Genomic DNA, 15,974 nt, shown 5'->3' with positions numbered 1-15,974 from the left:
CGCTATCAAGGGCATCTAACAAAACGACAATTTCAGGAGAGGATGGAATATGCTTCGATCAAAAGCGTTTCTGCTGGCTACCAGTGCGGTAGGCCTGTCGCTGCTGTGCGACCCTGCGTTCGCTCAGGCGCCTGAACCCGTCGGCGGGCTTGAGGACATCCTCGTCACCGCTCGTAAGCGCGAGGAAAGCCTTCAGGACGTGCCCGTCGCCGTGACGGCGCTATCCGAAGCGGTGATCCAGCAGCGCGACATCACCAGCATCGAGAAGATCGCCGCCGCGACTCCCAACCTCAATGTCGGTCGCGCCTCCAACGGCTCGGCCGCGCAGATCACGCTGCGCGGCGTCGGCTCGTCCTCCACGTCGATCGGCATCGAGCAATCGGTCGCGGTGATTGTCGATGGCGCCTATTACGGGCAGGGCCGCGTCATCCAGGAAGGCTTCTTCGACCTCGAGCGCGTCGAAGTGCTGAAGGGCCCGCAGGCGCTGTTCTTCGGAAAGAACGCGACGGCCGGCGTGATCTCGCTCAGCACCAACGATCCGACGCCCGAATGGGAAGGCCGCGCGACTGCCGGATACGAGTTCAAGGCCGAGCAATATCAGATCGAGGGCATCGTCTCCGGTCCGCTGTCCGACCAGCTGGGCCTGCGTCTCGCCGTCCGTTACTCGAAGATGGATGGCGGCTATTACGACAACGTCTCGGTGAATCGCGGCTACACCACGATCGACGTGGCAACGGGCGGCGATCCGGAAACTCTCGTGTCGACGCCGGTCGCAAGCCCGATGCCGCAGGAGGAGGAGATCCTCGCGCGGATGACGCTGCAGTGGAAGCCGCAGGATCGGCTGACCGCCACGATCAAGACGACCTATGACTGGAACGACACGCTCAACAACAGCTGGAACTATGTCGCCTTCGCGTGCGGGCGCGCGGACGGGATCAGCCAGCTCACCGGATTTCCTTGTGCCAAGGACTTCGTCACGCACCAGAACAACTTCCCGGTGGAACTGGCGCAGGCGTCGCTGTTCGCCCGCCCGAACGGCGAGCCCTACAATCGCTACAAGTCCTGGGCGGTCAATGGCGAAGTCGAATATGATCTGGATACGCTCGTCCTGTCGAGCGTCACCAACTACCAGTGGAACCGCAACCAGTGGGCCTGCGTGTGCGATTTCCAGACGAGCGATGCAACGCCGACCTGGGCGACGGAAAACGCGAGTTGGGAAGCCTATTCGCAGGAGCTTCGCCTGCGATCGGCGTTTGATGGCCCGTTCAACTTCATGATCGGTGGCCTTTACCAGCACACCAGGCGCGACTTTGAGCAATATGGTTATTATGGTGGTGTTCGCAACTCGGCCGCACCCGCCGGTCTGATCTATGCCGCATCATCCAAGATCAGCGACACCACTGGCGAAACCTTGGCTATATTCGGTCAGCTGAACTATGAGATCATCCCTGGCCTCGAGCTTTCCGCCGGTGGTCGGTACACGCATGAGACGAAGGACAGCAGCTTCTCGCAGCCCTATGTGAATCCCGCGCTTACCTTCATCCGTGCCTATCCGCTTAAGGCATACACCCACTAGATATGGTATGGTGGGTCCATTGGCCTGAGTAGAGTTCGGCAAAGGTCGGCGCCTCGATATCACTGGCGATCCCGAGGAGGGATCGGAAGGCGTTGAACGGGTAGAAGCGGCGATTGAAGCGGAAAGTGAACTCGTTGAGGTAGGCTTGCAGATGCTTGGTGCTGACGCCGTGGTGGATGCCGTTGAGCCACGCTTTGAGGTTTGAGAACACCAGATGGACGATGGGCAGGAACTCTTCGGACACCTCCGGGTCGCCACACTGGGCGATGGCGTGATGGTCGTAACCGCCGCCCTGCAACCCGCTATAGCCGCTCCAATCATCGGTGATGACCAGCGTTCCCGGCTCGACCGCGCTCTGTACAAAGCCACCAAGGGCACCGGCACTGCGGTCTGCACCGATGGCCAATCGAACCCTTCCGGCATAGCGTCCGTTCCGGCGGCGGTCCTGGCCAGTGCCAGGCTCCCGGTGACGAACTTCGACGGCGGCGACCACCAGCGTTTTGTGGTGGGTTCCCCGGCCTTCGCCGCGCGTTCGCCCGCCGATCCAGGTCTCATCGACCTCGACATGCTGACCGCTCTGCCCGCCGATCCGATCCTGATCGGGGCGCACCATCGCGGCGCGCAGTTTATGGAGCAGGCCAAAGGCCGTCTCGTACCGGGTCAGGCCAAGCTGGCGCTGCAACTGGACGGCAGATATGCCGGTCGTCTGACTCGCAACCAGGTAAGCGGCCCAGAACCACACGCTGAGCGGGATGTGGCTTCGTTCCATGGCCGTGCCGACCATCAGGCCGGTCTGACGGCGACACGAGCGGCACATCAGGATGACAGGCCGAGTGGTGAAACGAAACGGATCGCCGACGACGCCACAGCGTGGGCACGCAAATCCATCAGGCCAGCGAGCTTTTTCAAGCCAGGACGCGCAAGCGCCATCATCCGGGAAAAGCCGCTGGAACTCGGGGAGGGATTTCGGGAACGGCAGCTTGTCGCGGTCAAGAACGTCCACAATCCCCACCCTTTACAACCGCTTTGGGTGGCACCAAGCCGCAGGAAAAGTCAGGCGCGCGCCACAAGGCAGCCACTAGATGTAGTGGGTGTATGCGTCAAGCGGATAGGCACGCCTTCATCTTCCGTCCGGCCAATGCCGCCGACGGGCTGGGCGTCATCACCGCCGACCAGACGTTCAAGGATTTCTCGCCCGAAGCGACGCTGACGTGGAAGCCGGCCGACGACCTGATGCTGTTCGGGTCGTACAAGACGGCGTACAAGTCGGGCGGTTTCTCGAACGGCGGCATCAACTCCGCCTTTTCAAGCGACCCCTTCAACGACCTGACCTTCAATCCCGAGACCGCCGAGGGGTTCGAGGCCGGTGTCAAGGCGACACTGCTCGAAAACCAGTTGCGTGCCAACCTTGTCCTCTTCACCTATGACTATAAGGACTTCCAGGTCGACTTCTTCAACGCGCCGATCTTTGCCTTCCAGACGTTGACGGCGGACGCCAACACCAAGGGTGTGGAGCTTGAGTTCGAATTCGCGCCACGCGGCGTGCCCGGGCTGAACATCACCGGATCCCTCAACTACACCGACGCGAAGTATGATAGCTTCCCGCAGGGACCGTGCTACGCGGGCCAGACCCCGGCGCAGGGTTGCAACATCACCCTCTCGGCCATCGACTCGCGGCAGGATCTTTCGGGCGCGCCCTTGTCGGTGGCGCCGGAATGGACAGGCGCGATCGGTGTGTTCTACGAAACGCCGGTCAGCGACCGCTTCAAGATCGGCCTCAACGCCAATGTCCGCTACAGCGACTCGTATCTGGCCTCGGGTTTCGGTAATCCGCTGTCCCGGCAGGACAGCTACACGACGCTCGATGCCGGCATCCGCTTCGGTGCCGAGGACGACAATTGGCAGATCGCCCTGATCGGCAAGAACCTGACCAATGAGTTCTATGTGACGGGCGTCGTCGATGGGCCCGGCACGGGCTCCGGAACCGGCACGCCGGCCGGCGTCCGGGCGGATCAGCTGGGCTTCGGCACGCTGCCGCGTACCGTGAAGGTCGAGTTCACCAAGCGCTTCTGACCTTCGGGCCAGATGCGAAAAAGGCGGGGAGCGATCCCCGCCTTTTTTAATGCCCGCTTCTGTCGAAGCAGCGGTTCAGACGCCGCTGGGGCCTTGCTGGCGATGGATGTTGCGGAAGGTCCGGCGCTTGAAGAGCCAGCGCCCGTCCACCTTCACGCATTCATCGTCATAGACGCCCCGGTCGCGCTTGGTGACGCCGTCCTGATCGTACACTTCCGACGAATAGCTGCGCACGGTCGCGCGCTCGCCCTCGATCTCGATCGAACCCGGCCAGGCCTCGAACATGATGCCGGGATATTGCTTCATCGCCTCGACCCACATGGCGATGATCGCCTCGCGACCCCTGGTGGTGCCGATCTCCGGATAGTCGGGCAGCGACCACTCGGCATCCTCCGCCCAGGTCGCGCCCCAGTTGTTCACGTCGCAGCGCGTCACCGCGTCGGCATAGGCGTCGAGCAGGTCGCGAATGGCGAGGCGATCCTCGGCGGGTCCGGTAAAGGGCATGGCATCATCTCCTCAGTGTTTGGTCGTGGAAGCCGAGACTAGCCGCATCGTCCGGCCGGCCAACTATGGCTTGGGAGAGGGGCCTTCAGAGCGTGACCGGAAGCTCGTCCATTCCGGGCGGGGCATCGGGCACCGCGACCTCGATCATGCCGTCGCCGTTCACGCGCACGGGAAAGGTGCGAAGGTCGGGATAGGCCGCGCCGATGCAGCGGCCGGTCGCGACCTCGAACCGCGCGCCGTGCAACGGGCACATGATCGCGCCGCGCCGGATACGCCCGCCCGACAGCAGCGCCGCCTGATGCGTGCAGCGGTCGTTGACGGCGTGGAAGCCGTCGTCGGTTCGCGCCGCCAGAACGAACCAGCCGCCGACCCGCGTCGCCAGCTTGCCGTCTTCAGGAAATTCCGCCTCGGGAACCAGCGGGTGCCATGTCTCGCTCACGATCGTCCTATGTCATCGTTATGGTGGTGAGTACATCACCGCCCTGATAGCGGTCCGCCGCCTGCCTGACCATTGCGTAGAAGCCGGTCAGTGCCGGGACCGGGGCATAGAGTTCCAGCATATGGCCATAGGCGGCGGCGGTGTCGACGAAGGCGAAGACGAAGCCGTCGGTCATCTCCGCCCGCTGCGCCAGGGGGAAGCCCTCGCCGGCGAGACGCGCCGCTTCGGCGTCGACGTCCTCGACCCAGATGGCGGTGTGGTGCAGCCCCCAGCGCCCCGATCCTTCGGGATACATGTCGCGAAAGGCAGAGGGTCCGGCGTTGTTCTGCTGCACGAACTCAATCATCACGTCGCCCCACTGGCCATAGGCCGAGCTGTGATCGAACGGGCGTTCCTGCCCGCGATGCACCGATCGGGCGAGGGGGATGTTGTCGGCGACGAAATAGGGGCCGGAGCCGAAGCGGCGGTGATGGGCGACCGCGGCGTCGCGCACATCGGCGCAGAAATAGGCGATCTGACGAACCACTGACCTCATCGTGCCTGCATAGCGCAGTCGCGATCGCAGGGTCGCTAGCCATTGCACTAGGTCCACAACGCGCGTGTTTGCGCGAGAACGGGCCAAGCAAAGGGAGGATCATGATGGGCATGACTGCAAGCGAGATCGAAGCGTTTGTCGACGACCTCTACGCCGCGACGGGCGCGGGGGACTGGGATCGCATCGAAACCATGCTGACCGACGACTTCGTGGTGAGCGAGGCGGACTCGCTGCCGATGGCGGGCGTCTATCGCGGCAAGGGTGCGCTGAAGGAGCTTTACACCAAGGTCTTCACGATAATGGACGCGGCGGGTCTGGACCGTGTGCAGACGACGGTGGGTGGCGACTATGCGGTCACGATCCTGTCGATCCGTTTTGCCGATCCGTCGCTTGCGCCGGCCGAAATCTGCGAGATGTTCCGTTTCCGCGATGGCAAGCTTTGCGAGATCAAGCCATTCTATTACGATCCCGCGCCGGTCGTGGCGGCGTGCGCGGCAAAGCAGACGACCGCCGGCTGAACGACGCACCCAGCAGTCAATCCAGCCGATCGATCGTGACGCCGCCGTCGGCGTCCGGAACCAGACCCTCGAAGCCAGAGCCGTGGATGAAGAGCGGCGGAGCTGCCCGCCATGTGCGGGTTGACCCAGCGACTGTCCCTATGAACTGGTCTCGCTAACTGATGAGGGATGCAGTGAGGGAACGGTGGCTTGGGTGTGGTACAAATATAATAGATTGAACAATAATTTAAGTTGAAGTTAGGTGGAGGCCCGAGCCGGAATCGAACCGGCGTGCAAGGATTTGCAGTCCTCTGCGTAACCACTCCGCCATCGGGCCATCCCGTTGAAACCATGTGGTCTTTCAGTTTCAACCTGCCGAGTTTGCACTCGAAATCCTCTGAGTTTGCGCATTGGCGTTCAAAGGACGATGCCGCTTAGCCGCCGGAGGGTGTTTCATCAAGCCCATTAAACACCTCTGCCGCCGATGGGCGAGGCGGAGGGGCATTCGGACGCGGCTCACAGCCTCAAGTCTCGACGGACGTGTCTTCTTCCCAGCCCTGGCTCAGCAGCGCGTCTGGGCGGGCGAGGACGACGAGCGGCAACGCCACGGCCTTGGCGCGCTCGGCGGCCAACCGCGTCGGCGCTGATATGGTGACGAGCAGCGGGCAGTTCGACAGCGCCGCCTTTTCCACCAGTTCATAGGAGCAGCGCGAAGACAACAGCGCAAAGCCGCCGCTCCAGTCCGCGCCCGCCCGCCGCATCGCGCCGATCAGCTTGTCGAACGCATTGTGCCGGCCGACATCCTCGCGCACCAGCCGGATCGCGCCGTCGGCCCCCGCCCAGCCGGCGGCATGGGCTGCACCGGTCGCGGCGTTGAGCGGCTGGTAATCGCCCAGCATGGCCAGCGCACGGAAGACGGCCGTGCGGTCCGCGCGCGATCGTGCAGTGACAGGCGGCAGCGGCCGGCTCGCCTGTTCCAGATTCTCGATGCCGCACAGGCCGCAGGAGGAGTCGGTCGCCCGGTGGCGCACCCGCTCCAGAAGCGCGCCCGTCCGCTCGGGGGGCAGATTCGCCCGTGCGACCATTCCTTGCGGGGTGCGATGGATGTCGACGTCGAAGGGCGTATCCTCCGGCCCTGACAGCCGCTCCGACAAGGCAAAGCCCAGCACCAGATCGTCGAGGTTCTGCGGGGTCGCCATCAGCACGGCATAGCCGATGCCGTTGAACTCGATCGCGACCGGCACCTCCTCGGCCAGTTCACGGTCGATCGGCCGGCTCGCGCCGTCAGGGGTCAGCCGGGTGAAGGGCAGTGGCGCAAGCGCCGCTTCCTGCCTGGCTGAATCGTTCAAGGGGTGATCCGGCGGACCGCGGCGGCGGCGATGGGCGAAAACGCAGCCGGCTTTTCAACGATCAGGCCGGCGATCCGCGCGCGCATGCGGGGATCCCAGAAGCTGGCGATATGCCGCGCGGTCGCGGCCACCGCCTCGGCCTCGCCCTCAGCCGCCAGATTACGCGCAATCTGGTTCGCCATGTAGATCAACCGGTCGCCGGTCGACATGACTTCATTCTCGTCGCTCATGGCAGCGATCCTATTCGGCTGCTTCCAGAGGCGCAATGCGGCGGCTCCGGCGCGCCTGCTCGGCATAATCCTGCTGCCAGTCGCTGGGGCCGTTGGAGAGGCTTACCTGCACCGCGGTCACCTTGTACTCGGGGCAGTTGGTGGCCCAGTCCGAATAGTCGGTCGTGATGACGTTCGCCTGCGTCTCGGGATGGTGGAATGTGGTGTAGACCACACCCGGCGCGACCCGCTCGGTGATGAGCGCGCGCAGCGTCGTCTCGCCCGCGCGACTGCGCAGGCATATCCAGTCGTTGTCCTTGATTCCCCGGTTTTCAGCATCGGCGGGGTGGATCTCCAGCCGGTCCTCCGGGTGCCATGCGGTGTTGGCGGTGCGGCGGGTCTGCGCGCCGACATTATAGTGGCTGAGGATGCGTCCCGTGGTGAGCAGCAGCGGGAAGCGCGGTCCGGTCTTTTCGTCGGTCGGCACATAATCGGTGACGACGAACTTGCCCTTACCGCGCACGAAGCCGTCGACATGCATTGTCGGCGTGCCGTCCGGAGCCGCCTCGTTCGCCGGCCACTGGAGCGAGCCTTCCTCCTCCAGCCGGTCGTAATGGACACCGGCAAAGGTCGGCGTCAGCGCCGCGATCTCGTCCATGATCTGCGACGGATGCGTGTAGCTCCAGTCGAGGCCCAGCGCATTGGCCACCAGTTGCACCACCTCCCAGTCTGCATAGCCGTTCAGCGGCGACATCACCTTGCGCACGCGCTGTATGCGCCGCTCGGCATTGGTGAAGGTGCCGTCCTTTTCCAGGAAGGTGGAGCCGGGAAGGAAGACATGCGCGTAATTGGCGGTTTCGTTCAGGAACAGGTCCTGCACCACCACGCATTCCATCGCCTCCAGCCCCGCGGCGACGTGATGGGTGTTGGGATCGGACTGGAGGATATCCTCGCCCTGAATGAAGATGCCCTTGAACGTGCCTTCGGTCGCGGCGTCCAGCATGTTGGGGATACGAAGGCCCGGTTCATGGTCGAGCTTCACGCCCCAGGCGCTTTCGAACATCGCCCGCGCGCCATCGTCGGAGACGTGGCGATAGCCTGAAAGCTCGTGGGGGAAACTTCCCATGTCGCAAGCGCCCTGGACATTGTTCTGGCCGCGCAACGGGTTCACGCCCACACCTTCGCGACCGATATTGCCCGTCGCCATCGCAAGGTTGGCGATGGCCATGACGGTGGATGAGCCCTGGCTGTGCTCGGTGACTCCAAGTCCATAATAGATGGCCCCATTGCCGCCGGTCGCATAGAGCTGCGCAGCGGCGCGCACGTCCTCAGGGGCGAGGCCGGTCAGCGGTTCGACCGCTTCGGGCGAACGCGCCGGTTCGGAGACGAAATCCGCCCAATCCTGAAACTCGTCCCAGTCGCAGCGCTCGCGGATGAAGGCTTCATCATACAGCCGCTCGGTGACGATCACATGCGCCATTGCGGTCAGCACCGCGACGTTGGTGCCCGGCCGAAGCGGCAAATGATGTTCCGCCCCGACATGCGGCGATTTCACCAGGTCGATGCGTCGCGGATCGATGACGATCAGCTTCGCGCCCTCGCGCAGACGCCTTTTCATCCTGCTTGCGAAGACCGGATGGCCATCGGTGGGGTTTGCGCCGATGACAAGGATAACGTCCGCCTGGCTGACGCTGTCGAAATCCTGCGTGCCGGCCGACGTTCCGAAGGTGGTCTTCAGCCCATAGCCGGTGGGCGAGTGGCAGACGCGCGCGCAGGTATCGACATTATTGTTGCCGAAGCCCTGGCGTATCAGCTTCTGAACCAGAAAAGTCTCTTCATTCGTGCAGCGGCTGGAGGTGATGCCGCCGACCGCGCGCGTGCCGTATTTCGCCTGGATGCGGCGGAACTCGCTGGCGGTGTGGGCGATCGCTTCCTCCCATGACACCTCGCGCCAGGGTTCCGTCACGCTCGCCCGGATCATCGGGTTCAGGATGCGATCCTGATGCTGGGCATAGCCCCAGGCGAAGCGGCCCTTGACGCAGCTATGCCCGCGATTGGCCTTGCCTTCCTTCCACGGCACCATGCGCACCAGTTCCTCGCCCCGCATCTCCGCGCGGAAGGTGCAGCCGACGCCGCAATAGGCGCAGGTGGTGACGACGGCGCGGTCGGGCGTGCCGGTCTCCACCACCTTCTTCTCGATCAGGCTGGCGGTGGGGCAGGCCTGAACACAGGCCCCACAGGACACGCATTCGGACGAGAGGAAGTCCTGCCCCTGCGAGGCGGACACCTTGGACTCGAAGCCCTTGTTCTCGATCGTGAGGGCGAACGTTCCCTGCACTTCCTCGCACGCGCGCACGCAGCGCGAACAGACGATGCACTTGGACGGATCGAAGTCGAAATAGGGGTTCGACTGGTCCTTCGCCTGCCCCATGTTGGTCGCGCCGTCATAGCCGTAGCGCACGTCGCGCAGGCCCACCGCCCCCGCCTGATCCTGCAATTCGCAATCGCCATTGGCCGCGCAGGTCAGGCAGTCGAGTGGATGGTCGGAAATATAAAGTTCCATCACGCCGCGCCGCAACTTCTTGAGCCGCTCCGTCTGTGTGCGGACGACCATGCCTTCGGCGACCGGCGTGGTGCAGGATGCGGGGTAGCCGTTGCGCCCTTCCACCTCGACCAGGCAGAGACGGCAGGAACCGAAGCTCTCGACGCTGTCGGTGGCGCACAGCTTGGGGATCGAACCGCCCAGCAGCGAGGCGGCGCGCATGATGCTGGTCCCCTCCGGCAGGGTGACGTTCTGGCCGTCGATCGTCAGGCTCACGGTCTTGCCGCCGGCAATGACGGGAGGGGTGCCGTGATCGGTTTCGCGCGTGAAGGTCATGCGTCCTGCTCCGCCGCTTGTCTGACCGGCGCCGGCGCACCGAAATCCTCGGGAAAATGGTCGAGCGCGCTCAGCACCGGATAGGGCGTGAAGCCGCCCAAAGCGCACAGCGAGCCGTGTTTCATCGTATCGCAAAGGTCGCGCAACAGCGCCGTCTGCCCCTCGATCGAGATATCGATGCGCGATGGCGCGCGGGAATAGAGCGCCTCGCCCAGATATCCGGAGCCGGCCTGCTCCATCCCGACGGGCGTGACGTGGCGCGCTGCCACGATCCGGTCCATGATCTCCACGCCGCGTGTCGATCCGATACGGCATGGCGTGCATTTGCCGCAGCTTTCGACCGCGCAGAACTCCATGGCGAAGCGCGCCATCTGCGCCATGTCGACGCTGTCGTCGAACACGGTGATCCCGGCATGGCCGATCAGCCCGCCCGCCTGCGCGAAGGCCTCATAATCGAACGGCAGATGGAACATGGAGGGCGGGAAATATGCGCCCAGCGGCCCGCCGACCTGGACCGCGCGCACCGGGCGGCCGCTCGCCGCACCGCCGCCGATGTCGTTCACCAGTGCGCCAAGCGTAATGCCGAAGCCGATCTCATAAAGGCCGCCGTGCTTTACATTGCCCGCAAGCTGCACCGGCATGGTGCCGCGGGAACGCCCGAAGCCGACGGCGGCATAGGCATCCGCCCCCTCGGCAAGGATGAAGGGCACGGCCGCGAGGCTCAGCACATTGTTGATGACGGTCGGCTTGCCGAACAGTCCCTGCAATGCGGGAAGCGGCGGCTTGGCGCGCACCTGTCCGCGTTTGCCCTCGATGCTGTCGAGCAGCGCGGTTTCCTCTCCGCAGACATAAGCGCCCGCGCCGACGCGCACCTCCAGCGTGAAGGGCACGATGCGCTCGGCCGACAGCCCGATGGCTTCTCGCATCGTATCTATCGCAAAGGGATATTCGCTGCGGATGTAGATATAGCCATGCGTCGCGCCGACGGCATGGGCCGCGATCGCCATCCCCTCGATCAGGCAGAAAGGATCGCCCTCCATCAGCATGCGATCCGCAAAGGTGCCGCTGTCGCCCTCATCGGCATTGCAGACGATATATTTGGGGCTGCCCGGCGCATCGAGCACGGTCTGCCACTTGATCCCGGTCGGAAAGCCTGCGCCGCCGCGCCCGCGCAGCCCGCTCGCCTTGACCGCGTCGACGACCTGCTGCGGCGATTGCGCGCGCGCCGCCTCCAGTCCCTTCCAGCCGTCATGCGCGGCATAGTCCGCCATGCTCAGCGGATCGACGATTCCGCAACGCGCGAAGGTGAACCGTTGCTGCCCGGCAAAGAAGGGCAGTGCCTCGACCCGCCCCAGCCGGTTCGGGTGCGTGCCGTCCAGCACCGCGGCCACGTCTTCCGGCTGAACCGGACCATAGCCGATGCGGCCGTCCTCGGACTCCACCTCAACGAGCGGTTCTACGGAAAACAAGCCGCGCGACCCGGTGCGCACAACCTCGCATCCCATGTCGGACAAGGCCCGCGCAAGCGCATCGGCTCCAAGTGCGACCGAGGCCATGTCGCGGCTGACAAACACGCGCGTCATGCCGCCACCTGCGATGCGATGCGCTCCAGCGCCGCGTCGTCAATCCGCGCGACAGGGCGGCCGTCGACAAGCGCATTGGGACCGATCGCGCAGAGGCCCAGGCAATAGACGGGCTCAAGGCTGATCTGTCCGTCACCGCGCGTCTCGCCCATTCGAACCCCCAGCCGTTCAGCCGCCGCTTCCTCCATCGCAGCGCCGCCGCGCGCCTGACAGCTTTCCGCGCGGCACAGCTTCACGACATGGCGGCCTGCCGGTTGGCGGCGGAAATCATGATAGAAGGTGATGACCCCGTGCACATCCGCACGCGATAGATTGAGGCTTTCGGCGATTGCCGGAACAAGGGTGTCATCGACATGGCCGACTTCCTCCTGCAGCGCATGAAGAAGGGGCAGCAGTTTGTCGCGCGTGGCGCCATGGCGCGCAACCCAGGTGCTGATAAACTCGTGCATTCAACCCGCCATCGTCGGCCAATGTCAGCGAAACATGGTGCAGGCGTGTGCTCTTGCGGTCAAATCGAAGCTGGCAATGCTTGATAGAGAAAATCTATCAGGCAGCGCAAAAGCCGGGCGGCAGGCGCAGTTCGCGCGCGACGCCAAGCACCGCCTGCGCCAGCGGACCCATGGGTGTGCTGTCGGACACGATGATGCCCACGCGGCTTCCTTCTCCCATTTCGGGCAGGGATCGGGTCGCTGCCCAGCTGAGGCCGTTCAGCAGGGTCGCATGGCTGTCGGGTATGATCGAGCAGAGACGCCCCTGCTGCACCAGCCCGAGCAGGGCGAGATAGCTGTCGGCCGTGACGCGCGGCCGGAGCGCCAGCCCGCGCTCGGCCAGCCGTGCATCGAGGATACGGCGGTTCTGCATCCCCTGATGCAGCAGGCAAAGCGGCAACCGGGCAAGATCGGCCCAGTCGAGCAGCTCCGGTATGGGGACGCCGTCCACCGCGCTTATCAGCATGGAGCGCTCTACATATAAGGGAACGGACAAGGCGTGGGCGGGCGGCTCGAAGTCCAGATAGGTGAGGCCGGCGTCCAGCTCGAATGCCGCGAGTTCGCGTTCGATCTGGCGAGAGGTCAGCGCGCGCACCGAGACGTTCAGTCCCGCATGGCGCGCCAGCATCGCTTCGGCAAGACGGCCGATCACGGGCATGGCGGCGGGGATCGCTCCCAGCCGCAGTTCGCCCTTCAACGGCCCGCGCGCGGTTTCGGCGGCCTGCCCCAGCGCCTCGGCCGCAGCGATCAGCTGCCGCGCCCAGGGCAGTATCGCCACGCCCTCGTCCGTCAGCCCGGCATATTTGGGGTCGCGCCGGATCAGCCGCTTGCCAAGCTGCGCCTCCAGCGTGGCGATGCCTGCCGAAAGCGTGGGTTGCGACACGTTGCAGCGCGCCGCGGCCCGCGCGAAATGACCTTCGCGTTCTAGGGACAGGAAATATTCGACGAGGCGTGTCTGCATCACAACATCTTATGGCAAGAGCTTGTGGTGTAAATGACGCATCATCCGACCTGGGCGATGAGGAGTTCGGTGGCGAGCCCGTGCGGCCTTGCAAGTCTCTGGTCAACCGCAAGTTTGGACGATAAAGCCGGTGCGGACGTGGCGGGCGGCTGTTCAGCGCCGCACGGCGCGTTCCTCGTCAGTGGTCGCGGCCAGAAAGTGTTGTTGTGGACAATCCGAGCTTTGAAGCGATGCGGGCGGCTATGATCGTGAGCCAGCTTCGCACGTCGGGAGTGAACGCGCCCGAGGTCCTTTCCGCCATCGATTCAGTCGCGCGGGAGGATTTCGTCGATCCCGGTTGCCGGCCCGTCGCCTATGCCGACCGGACGACGTCGGCGGGCAAGGGCAGGGCGCTGCTGCCGCCGGACGTGCTTGGCAAGCTGCTGGAAAAGGCCGGGCTTTCCGGAGGCGGGAAGGCGCTAGTGATCGGCGGGACAACCGGCTATTCGGCAGCGGTTCTCGCGGCCATGGGGCTGGATGTGACGATGCTGGAATCAGATGCCGATCTCGCTTCGCGTGCGCGCGCGCTGCTGGGGAAGAGCGCGCAGGTTGTAGAGGGTGAGCTTGAGGGCGGCGTCAAGAAACATGCGCCGTTCGACTTCATCCTCATCGACGGAGCGGTCGAGGAAATCCCGCAAGCGATCGTCAGGCAGCTGCGCGAGGGCGGAAAGCTGGCGACGGTCCATATCGACGCGATGGGTGTCGGACGCGCCGCCGTTGGCGTGCGTTCGGGCGACGCCTTCGGCTTGACGGAGTTCGCGGATGCGCCGGCGGCCGAACGGTTGCCCGGCTTTGCCCGCGCCCGGGCCTTCCAGTTCTGAGCCATGCAGCGCATGCGAACGAAACTGAAAATGCTCGCCGGTGCGGCCCTGCTGGCAGCTGCATTCACCCCGGCCGCGTCAGCCGACACCCTCAGGGAGGCGCTGGACCAGGCCTATCGCAGCAATCCGTCGCTTACCGGCGCGCGCGCGGGGCTGAGGGCGCTGGACGAGGGCGTCCCGCAGGCCAAGGCGCTGGGCCGGCCCACCTTTTCGGTGACGACGGGCCTGACGCAAAGCTTCCGGGGACTGGGGCGGCTCGATTCCGGCGGCCGGTCGCTGACGGTGAACGGCGACATCGACATTCCGCTTTTTCAGGGCGGTCGCGTGGGATCGGCAATCCGTTCCGCTGAAAGCCGCGTCGAGGCCGGGCGGGCGGACCTGCGCGCGATCGAGGCGGAAACCTTCGTCGACGTCGTCTCGGCCTATCTGGAAGTCATAAGGGCGGAACAGGTCGTCGAGCTGAACGAAAATCAGGTGAAGGTGCTCGGCACCAACCTTCAGGCGACGCGGGACCGGTTCGAGGTGGGCGATCTCACCCGCACCGATGTGGCCCAGTCCGAAGCGCGGCTAGCGGGCGCGCAAAGCTCGCTAACCGCGGCGCAGGGCGATTTGATCGTCGCGCGCGAGAATTATCTGCGCGTCGTCGGGACGCTTCCGCAGGAGCTGGAGCCACCGCCGCCGCTGCCGGCCCTGCCGCCCACGGCCACCCAGGCCGTCGATGTCGCGCTTGAAAACAACCCGGACATTCTTGCGGCGAAGGCGACCGAACGCGCGGCCTTCTATACGGTGCACACGTCCAAGGCCGATCGGCTGCCCACGGTGTCCGGCACAGTGGGCGCCAGCTATGACAATTATCTCAACACGTTGGACGATGCGGTGGGCCTGCCCGGCGCGCCCGTCGACAATGTGCAGAAGAGCAGCCGGGCCGGGCTGACGGCGCGCATTCCGCTTTACCAGGGCGGGGCCGTGGCGTCGCGCGTCCGCCAGGCCCAGGCGCAACAGTCGCAGGCGCTGGAAAATATGGTGCTGACCGAGCGGTTCGTGGTCAATCAGGCCCGCGCCTCCTTCGCCAATCTGCAGACCGCGCGCGCGGTGAAGGAATCGTCCGAGGCCGCCGTTTCGGCGAACACGCTGGCGCTGGAAGGCGTGCGGGCGGAAAATTCCGTGGGCACGCGGGACGTTCTGGACGTGCTCAACGCCGAGCAGGAACTGCTCAACAGCCAGGTTGCCTTGGTGACCGCAAAGCGCGATGAATATGTGGCGGGTTTTGCCTTGCTCGCGGCGATCGGAAAGGCGGAGGCGCGGGACCTGGGGTTGGAAGGCGGGGCGCTTTATGATCCCGACGCCAACTACCGTCGGGTGAGAAACAGCATTTCCGATTGGCGGACGGGCGAGCCCCCGAAGCCGCAGGCGACGAGGACGGTTGGCCCGACCGCTGAATAGGATCTGGGCCGGAAGAGGGAGCGTTATGGCGGATTCGCGCGGTGAACCGACGATGGAGGAGATACTCGCATCGATCCGCCGGATCATTGCGGACGATCCCGCTCCGGCTGGACGTCTGACGCCGCGCAAGACAGGCGGCCGTAACAGCGAAGCGCCGGACTCAGGGTCCGAATCTCCCACGCCCGATGGTGCCGACGCTGCCGGGACCGCCAGCTTCGAGGCGCATTTCGAAGCCGCGCGGCAGGAAATCGACATTCCTCCCGTCCCTGAGGAAACGGCGGAGCCGGGCGCGCCCGAGGAAGAGGTGCTGGAGCTTACCGACGTGGCCGGAGGCGAAGCCCCGGCGGAGGACCCGGCAATAGTATCCGATGCGACGGCCTCGGCCACGGCCGAGCGGCTCAAGGCGCTGTCCAGCGCGATGGCCGGTCCGGAATCGGGTTCGGTAACGCTGGAGGGGCTGGTCCGCGAGATGCTTCGGCCGATGCTGAAGGACTGGCTGGACAGGAACCTGCCCGATATCGTCGACGAGGTCGTCTCGCGAGAGATCGCCCGGCTGACCGGCAAGGGGCGCTAGGCCTT

At 64.9% G+C, this 15,974-nt stretch carries 16 protein-coding genes and 1 tRNA gene; 6 read left to right on the top strand and 11 right to left on the bottom strand.

Translation table 11 applies throughout. The annotated features are described in order from the left end of the window. Positions 1 to 49: 49 nt before the first annotated feature. Complete coding sequence (locus BSL82_RS07460) at positions 50 to 1,576, top strand: TonB-dependent receptor (protein ID WP_072596711.1); 1,527 nt, start codon at positions 50 to 52, stop codon at positions 1,574 to 1,576. Here BSL82_RS07460 and BSL82_RS07455 read toward each other — a convergent pair. Further along, positions 1,557 to 2,579 carry an IS1595 family transposase gene (locus tag BSL82_RS07455; RefSeq protein ID WP_048575010.1) on the bottom strand — a complete coding sequence of 341 codons (1,023 nt, stop codon included), beginning with the start codon at positions 2,577 to 2,579 and terminating at the stop codon, positions 1,557 to 1,559. The two genes, BSL82_RS07460 and BSL82_RS07455, sit on opposite strands and share 20 nt — an antisense overlap. Positions 2,580 to 2,602: 23 nt before the next feature. Here BSL82_RS07455 and BSL82_RS07450 point away from each other — a divergent pair, with 23 nt between their 5' ends. Beyond that, positions 2,603 to 3,649 (top strand): TonB-dependent receptor, encoded by a 1,047-nt coding sequence (locus tag BSL82_RS07450; RefSeq protein WP_226998663.1) that lies wholly within the window; start codon positions 2,603 to 2,605, stop codon positions 3,647 to 3,649. A gap of 75 nt (positions 3,650 to 3,724) precedes the next feature. On the opposite strand, the gene BSL82_RS07445 is transcribed toward BSL82_RS07450, so the two are convergent. From BSL82_RS07445 to BSL82_RS07435, 3 genes are all read right to left on the bottom strand, one after another. Next, positions 3,725 to 4,153, bottom strand: a complete 429-nt coding sequence (locus tag BSL82_RS07445; protein WP_072596710.1) for a nuclear transport factor 2 family protein — start codon at positions 4,151 to 4,153, stop codon at positions 3,725 to 3,727. Between the two features lie 85 nt (positions 4,154 to 4,238). Further along, positions 4,239 to 4,592, bottom strand: coding sequence for a Rieske (2Fe-2S) protein (locus BSL82_RS07440; protein ID WP_072596709.1), 354 nt, complete (start codon positions 4,590 to 4,592; stop codon positions 4,239 to 4,241). A gap of 7 nt (positions 4,593 to 4,599) precedes the next feature. Further along, on the bottom strand, positions 4,600 to 5,127 hold the full coding sequence (locus BSL82_RS07435; protein ID WP_072596708.1) for a VOC family protein: 528 nt from the start codon (positions 5,125 to 5,127) through the stop codon (positions 4,600 to 4,602). Positions 5,128 to 5,231: 104 nt separating this feature from the next. Between BSL82_RS07435 and BSL82_RS07430 the strand changes: the two genes are divergently transcribed. Further along, positions 5,232 to 5,645: a nuclear transport factor 2 family protein gene (locus BSL82_RS07430; protein ID WP_335743904.1), complete on the top strand. Its 414-nt coding sequence runs from the start codon at positions 5,232 to 5,234 to the stop codon at positions 5,643 to 5,645. 242 nt (positions 5,646 to 5,887) lie between these two features. Here the strand turns inward: BSL82_RS07430 and BSL82_RS07425 are convergent. From BSL82_RS07425 to BSL82_RS07395, 7 genes are all read right to left on the bottom strand, one after another. Next, a tRNA-Cys gene (locus BSL82_RS07425) sits at positions 5,888 to 5,961 on the bottom strand. A gap of 187 nt (positions 5,962 to 6,148) precedes the next feature. Beyond that, on the bottom strand, positions 6,149 to 6,973 hold the full coding sequence (fdhD, locus tag BSL82_RS07420; protein ID WP_083579098.1) for a formate dehydrogenase accessory sulfurtransferase FdhD: 825 nt from the start codon (positions 6,971 to 6,973) through the stop codon (positions 6,149 to 6,151). After that, positions 6,970 to 7,203 (bottom strand): formate dehydrogenase subunit delta, encoded by a 234-nt coding sequence (locus BSL82_RS07415; RefSeq protein WP_072596707.1) that lies wholly within the window; start codon positions 7,201 to 7,203, stop codon positions 6,970 to 6,972. Before BSL82_RS07415 ends, fdhD begins: the two co-directional genes overlap by 4 nt. A gap of 10 nt (positions 7,204 to 7,213) precedes the next feature. Next, a complete protein-coding gene (fdhF, locus tag BSL82_RS07410; RefSeq protein ID WP_072596706.1) occupies positions 7,214 to 10,060 on the bottom strand; it encodes a formate dehydrogenase subunit alpha in 2,847 nt (948 codons plus the stop codon). Further along, positions 10,057 to 11,643, bottom strand: a complete 1,587-nt coding sequence (locus tag BSL82_RS07405; RefSeq protein WP_072596705.1) for an NADH-ubiquinone oxidoreductase-F iron-sulfur binding region domain-containing protein — start codon at positions 11,641 to 11,643, stop codon at positions 10,057 to 10,059. Before BSL82_RS07405 ends, fdhF begins: the two co-directional genes overlap by 4 nt. Further along, positions 11,640 to 12,092 (bottom strand): formate dehydrogenase subunit gamma, encoded by a 453-nt coding sequence (locus BSL82_RS07400; RefSeq protein ID WP_072596704.1) that lies wholly within the window; start codon positions 12,090 to 12,092, stop codon positions 11,640 to 11,642. Before BSL82_RS07400 ends, BSL82_RS07405 begins: the two co-directional genes overlap by 4 nt. Positions 12,093 to 12,189: 97 nt before the next feature. Then, the gene (locus BSL82_RS07395) at positions 12,190 to 13,092 is read right to left on the bottom strand and encodes a LysR family transcriptional regulator (protein WP_072596703.1); all 903 of its coding nucleotides are present in this window, start codon (positions 13,090 to 13,092) and stop codon (positions 12,190 to 12,192) included. Positions 13,093 to 13,334: 242 nt separating this feature from the next. Between BSL82_RS07395 and BSL82_RS07390 the strand changes: the two genes are divergently transcribed. Genes BSL82_RS07390 through BSL82_RS07380 form a run of 3 tightly spaced genes read left to right on the top strand, consistent with a single transcriptional unit; the run spans position 13,335 to position 15,969 of the window. After that, the gene (locus BSL82_RS07390) at positions 13,335 to 13,952 is read left to right on the top strand and encodes a protein-L-isoaspartate O-methyltransferase family protein (RefSeq protein WP_158010740.1); all 618 of its coding nucleotides are present in this window, start codon (positions 13,335 to 13,337) and stop codon (positions 13,950 to 13,952) included. Between the two features lie 3 nt (positions 13,953 to 13,955). Then, positions 13,956 to 15,395, top strand: a complete 1,440-nt coding sequence (locus BSL82_RS07385; RefSeq protein ID WP_226998662.1) for a TolC family outer membrane protein — start codon at positions 13,956 to 13,958, stop codon at positions 15,393 to 15,395. Positions 15,396 to 15,420: 25 nt separating this feature from the next. Further along, positions 15,421 to 15,969 (top strand): DUF2497 domain-containing protein, encoded by a 549-nt coding sequence (locus BSL82_RS07380; protein WP_083579096.1) that lies wholly within the window; start codon positions 15,421 to 15,423, stop codon positions 15,967 to 15,969. The last annotated feature ends 5 nt before the right edge of the window (positions 15,970 to 15,974 follow it).

It is taken from the genome of Tardibacter chloracetimidivorans (genome assembly GCF_001890385.1).
Taxonomy (GTDB): domain Bacteria; phylum Pseudomonadota; class Alphaproteobacteria; order Sphingomonadales; family Sphingomonadaceae; genus Tardibacter; species Tardibacter chloracetimidivorans.
Note: the sequence above shows the minus strand (reverse complement) of the source record. Positions and strands in the feature narration are given on the sequence as shown.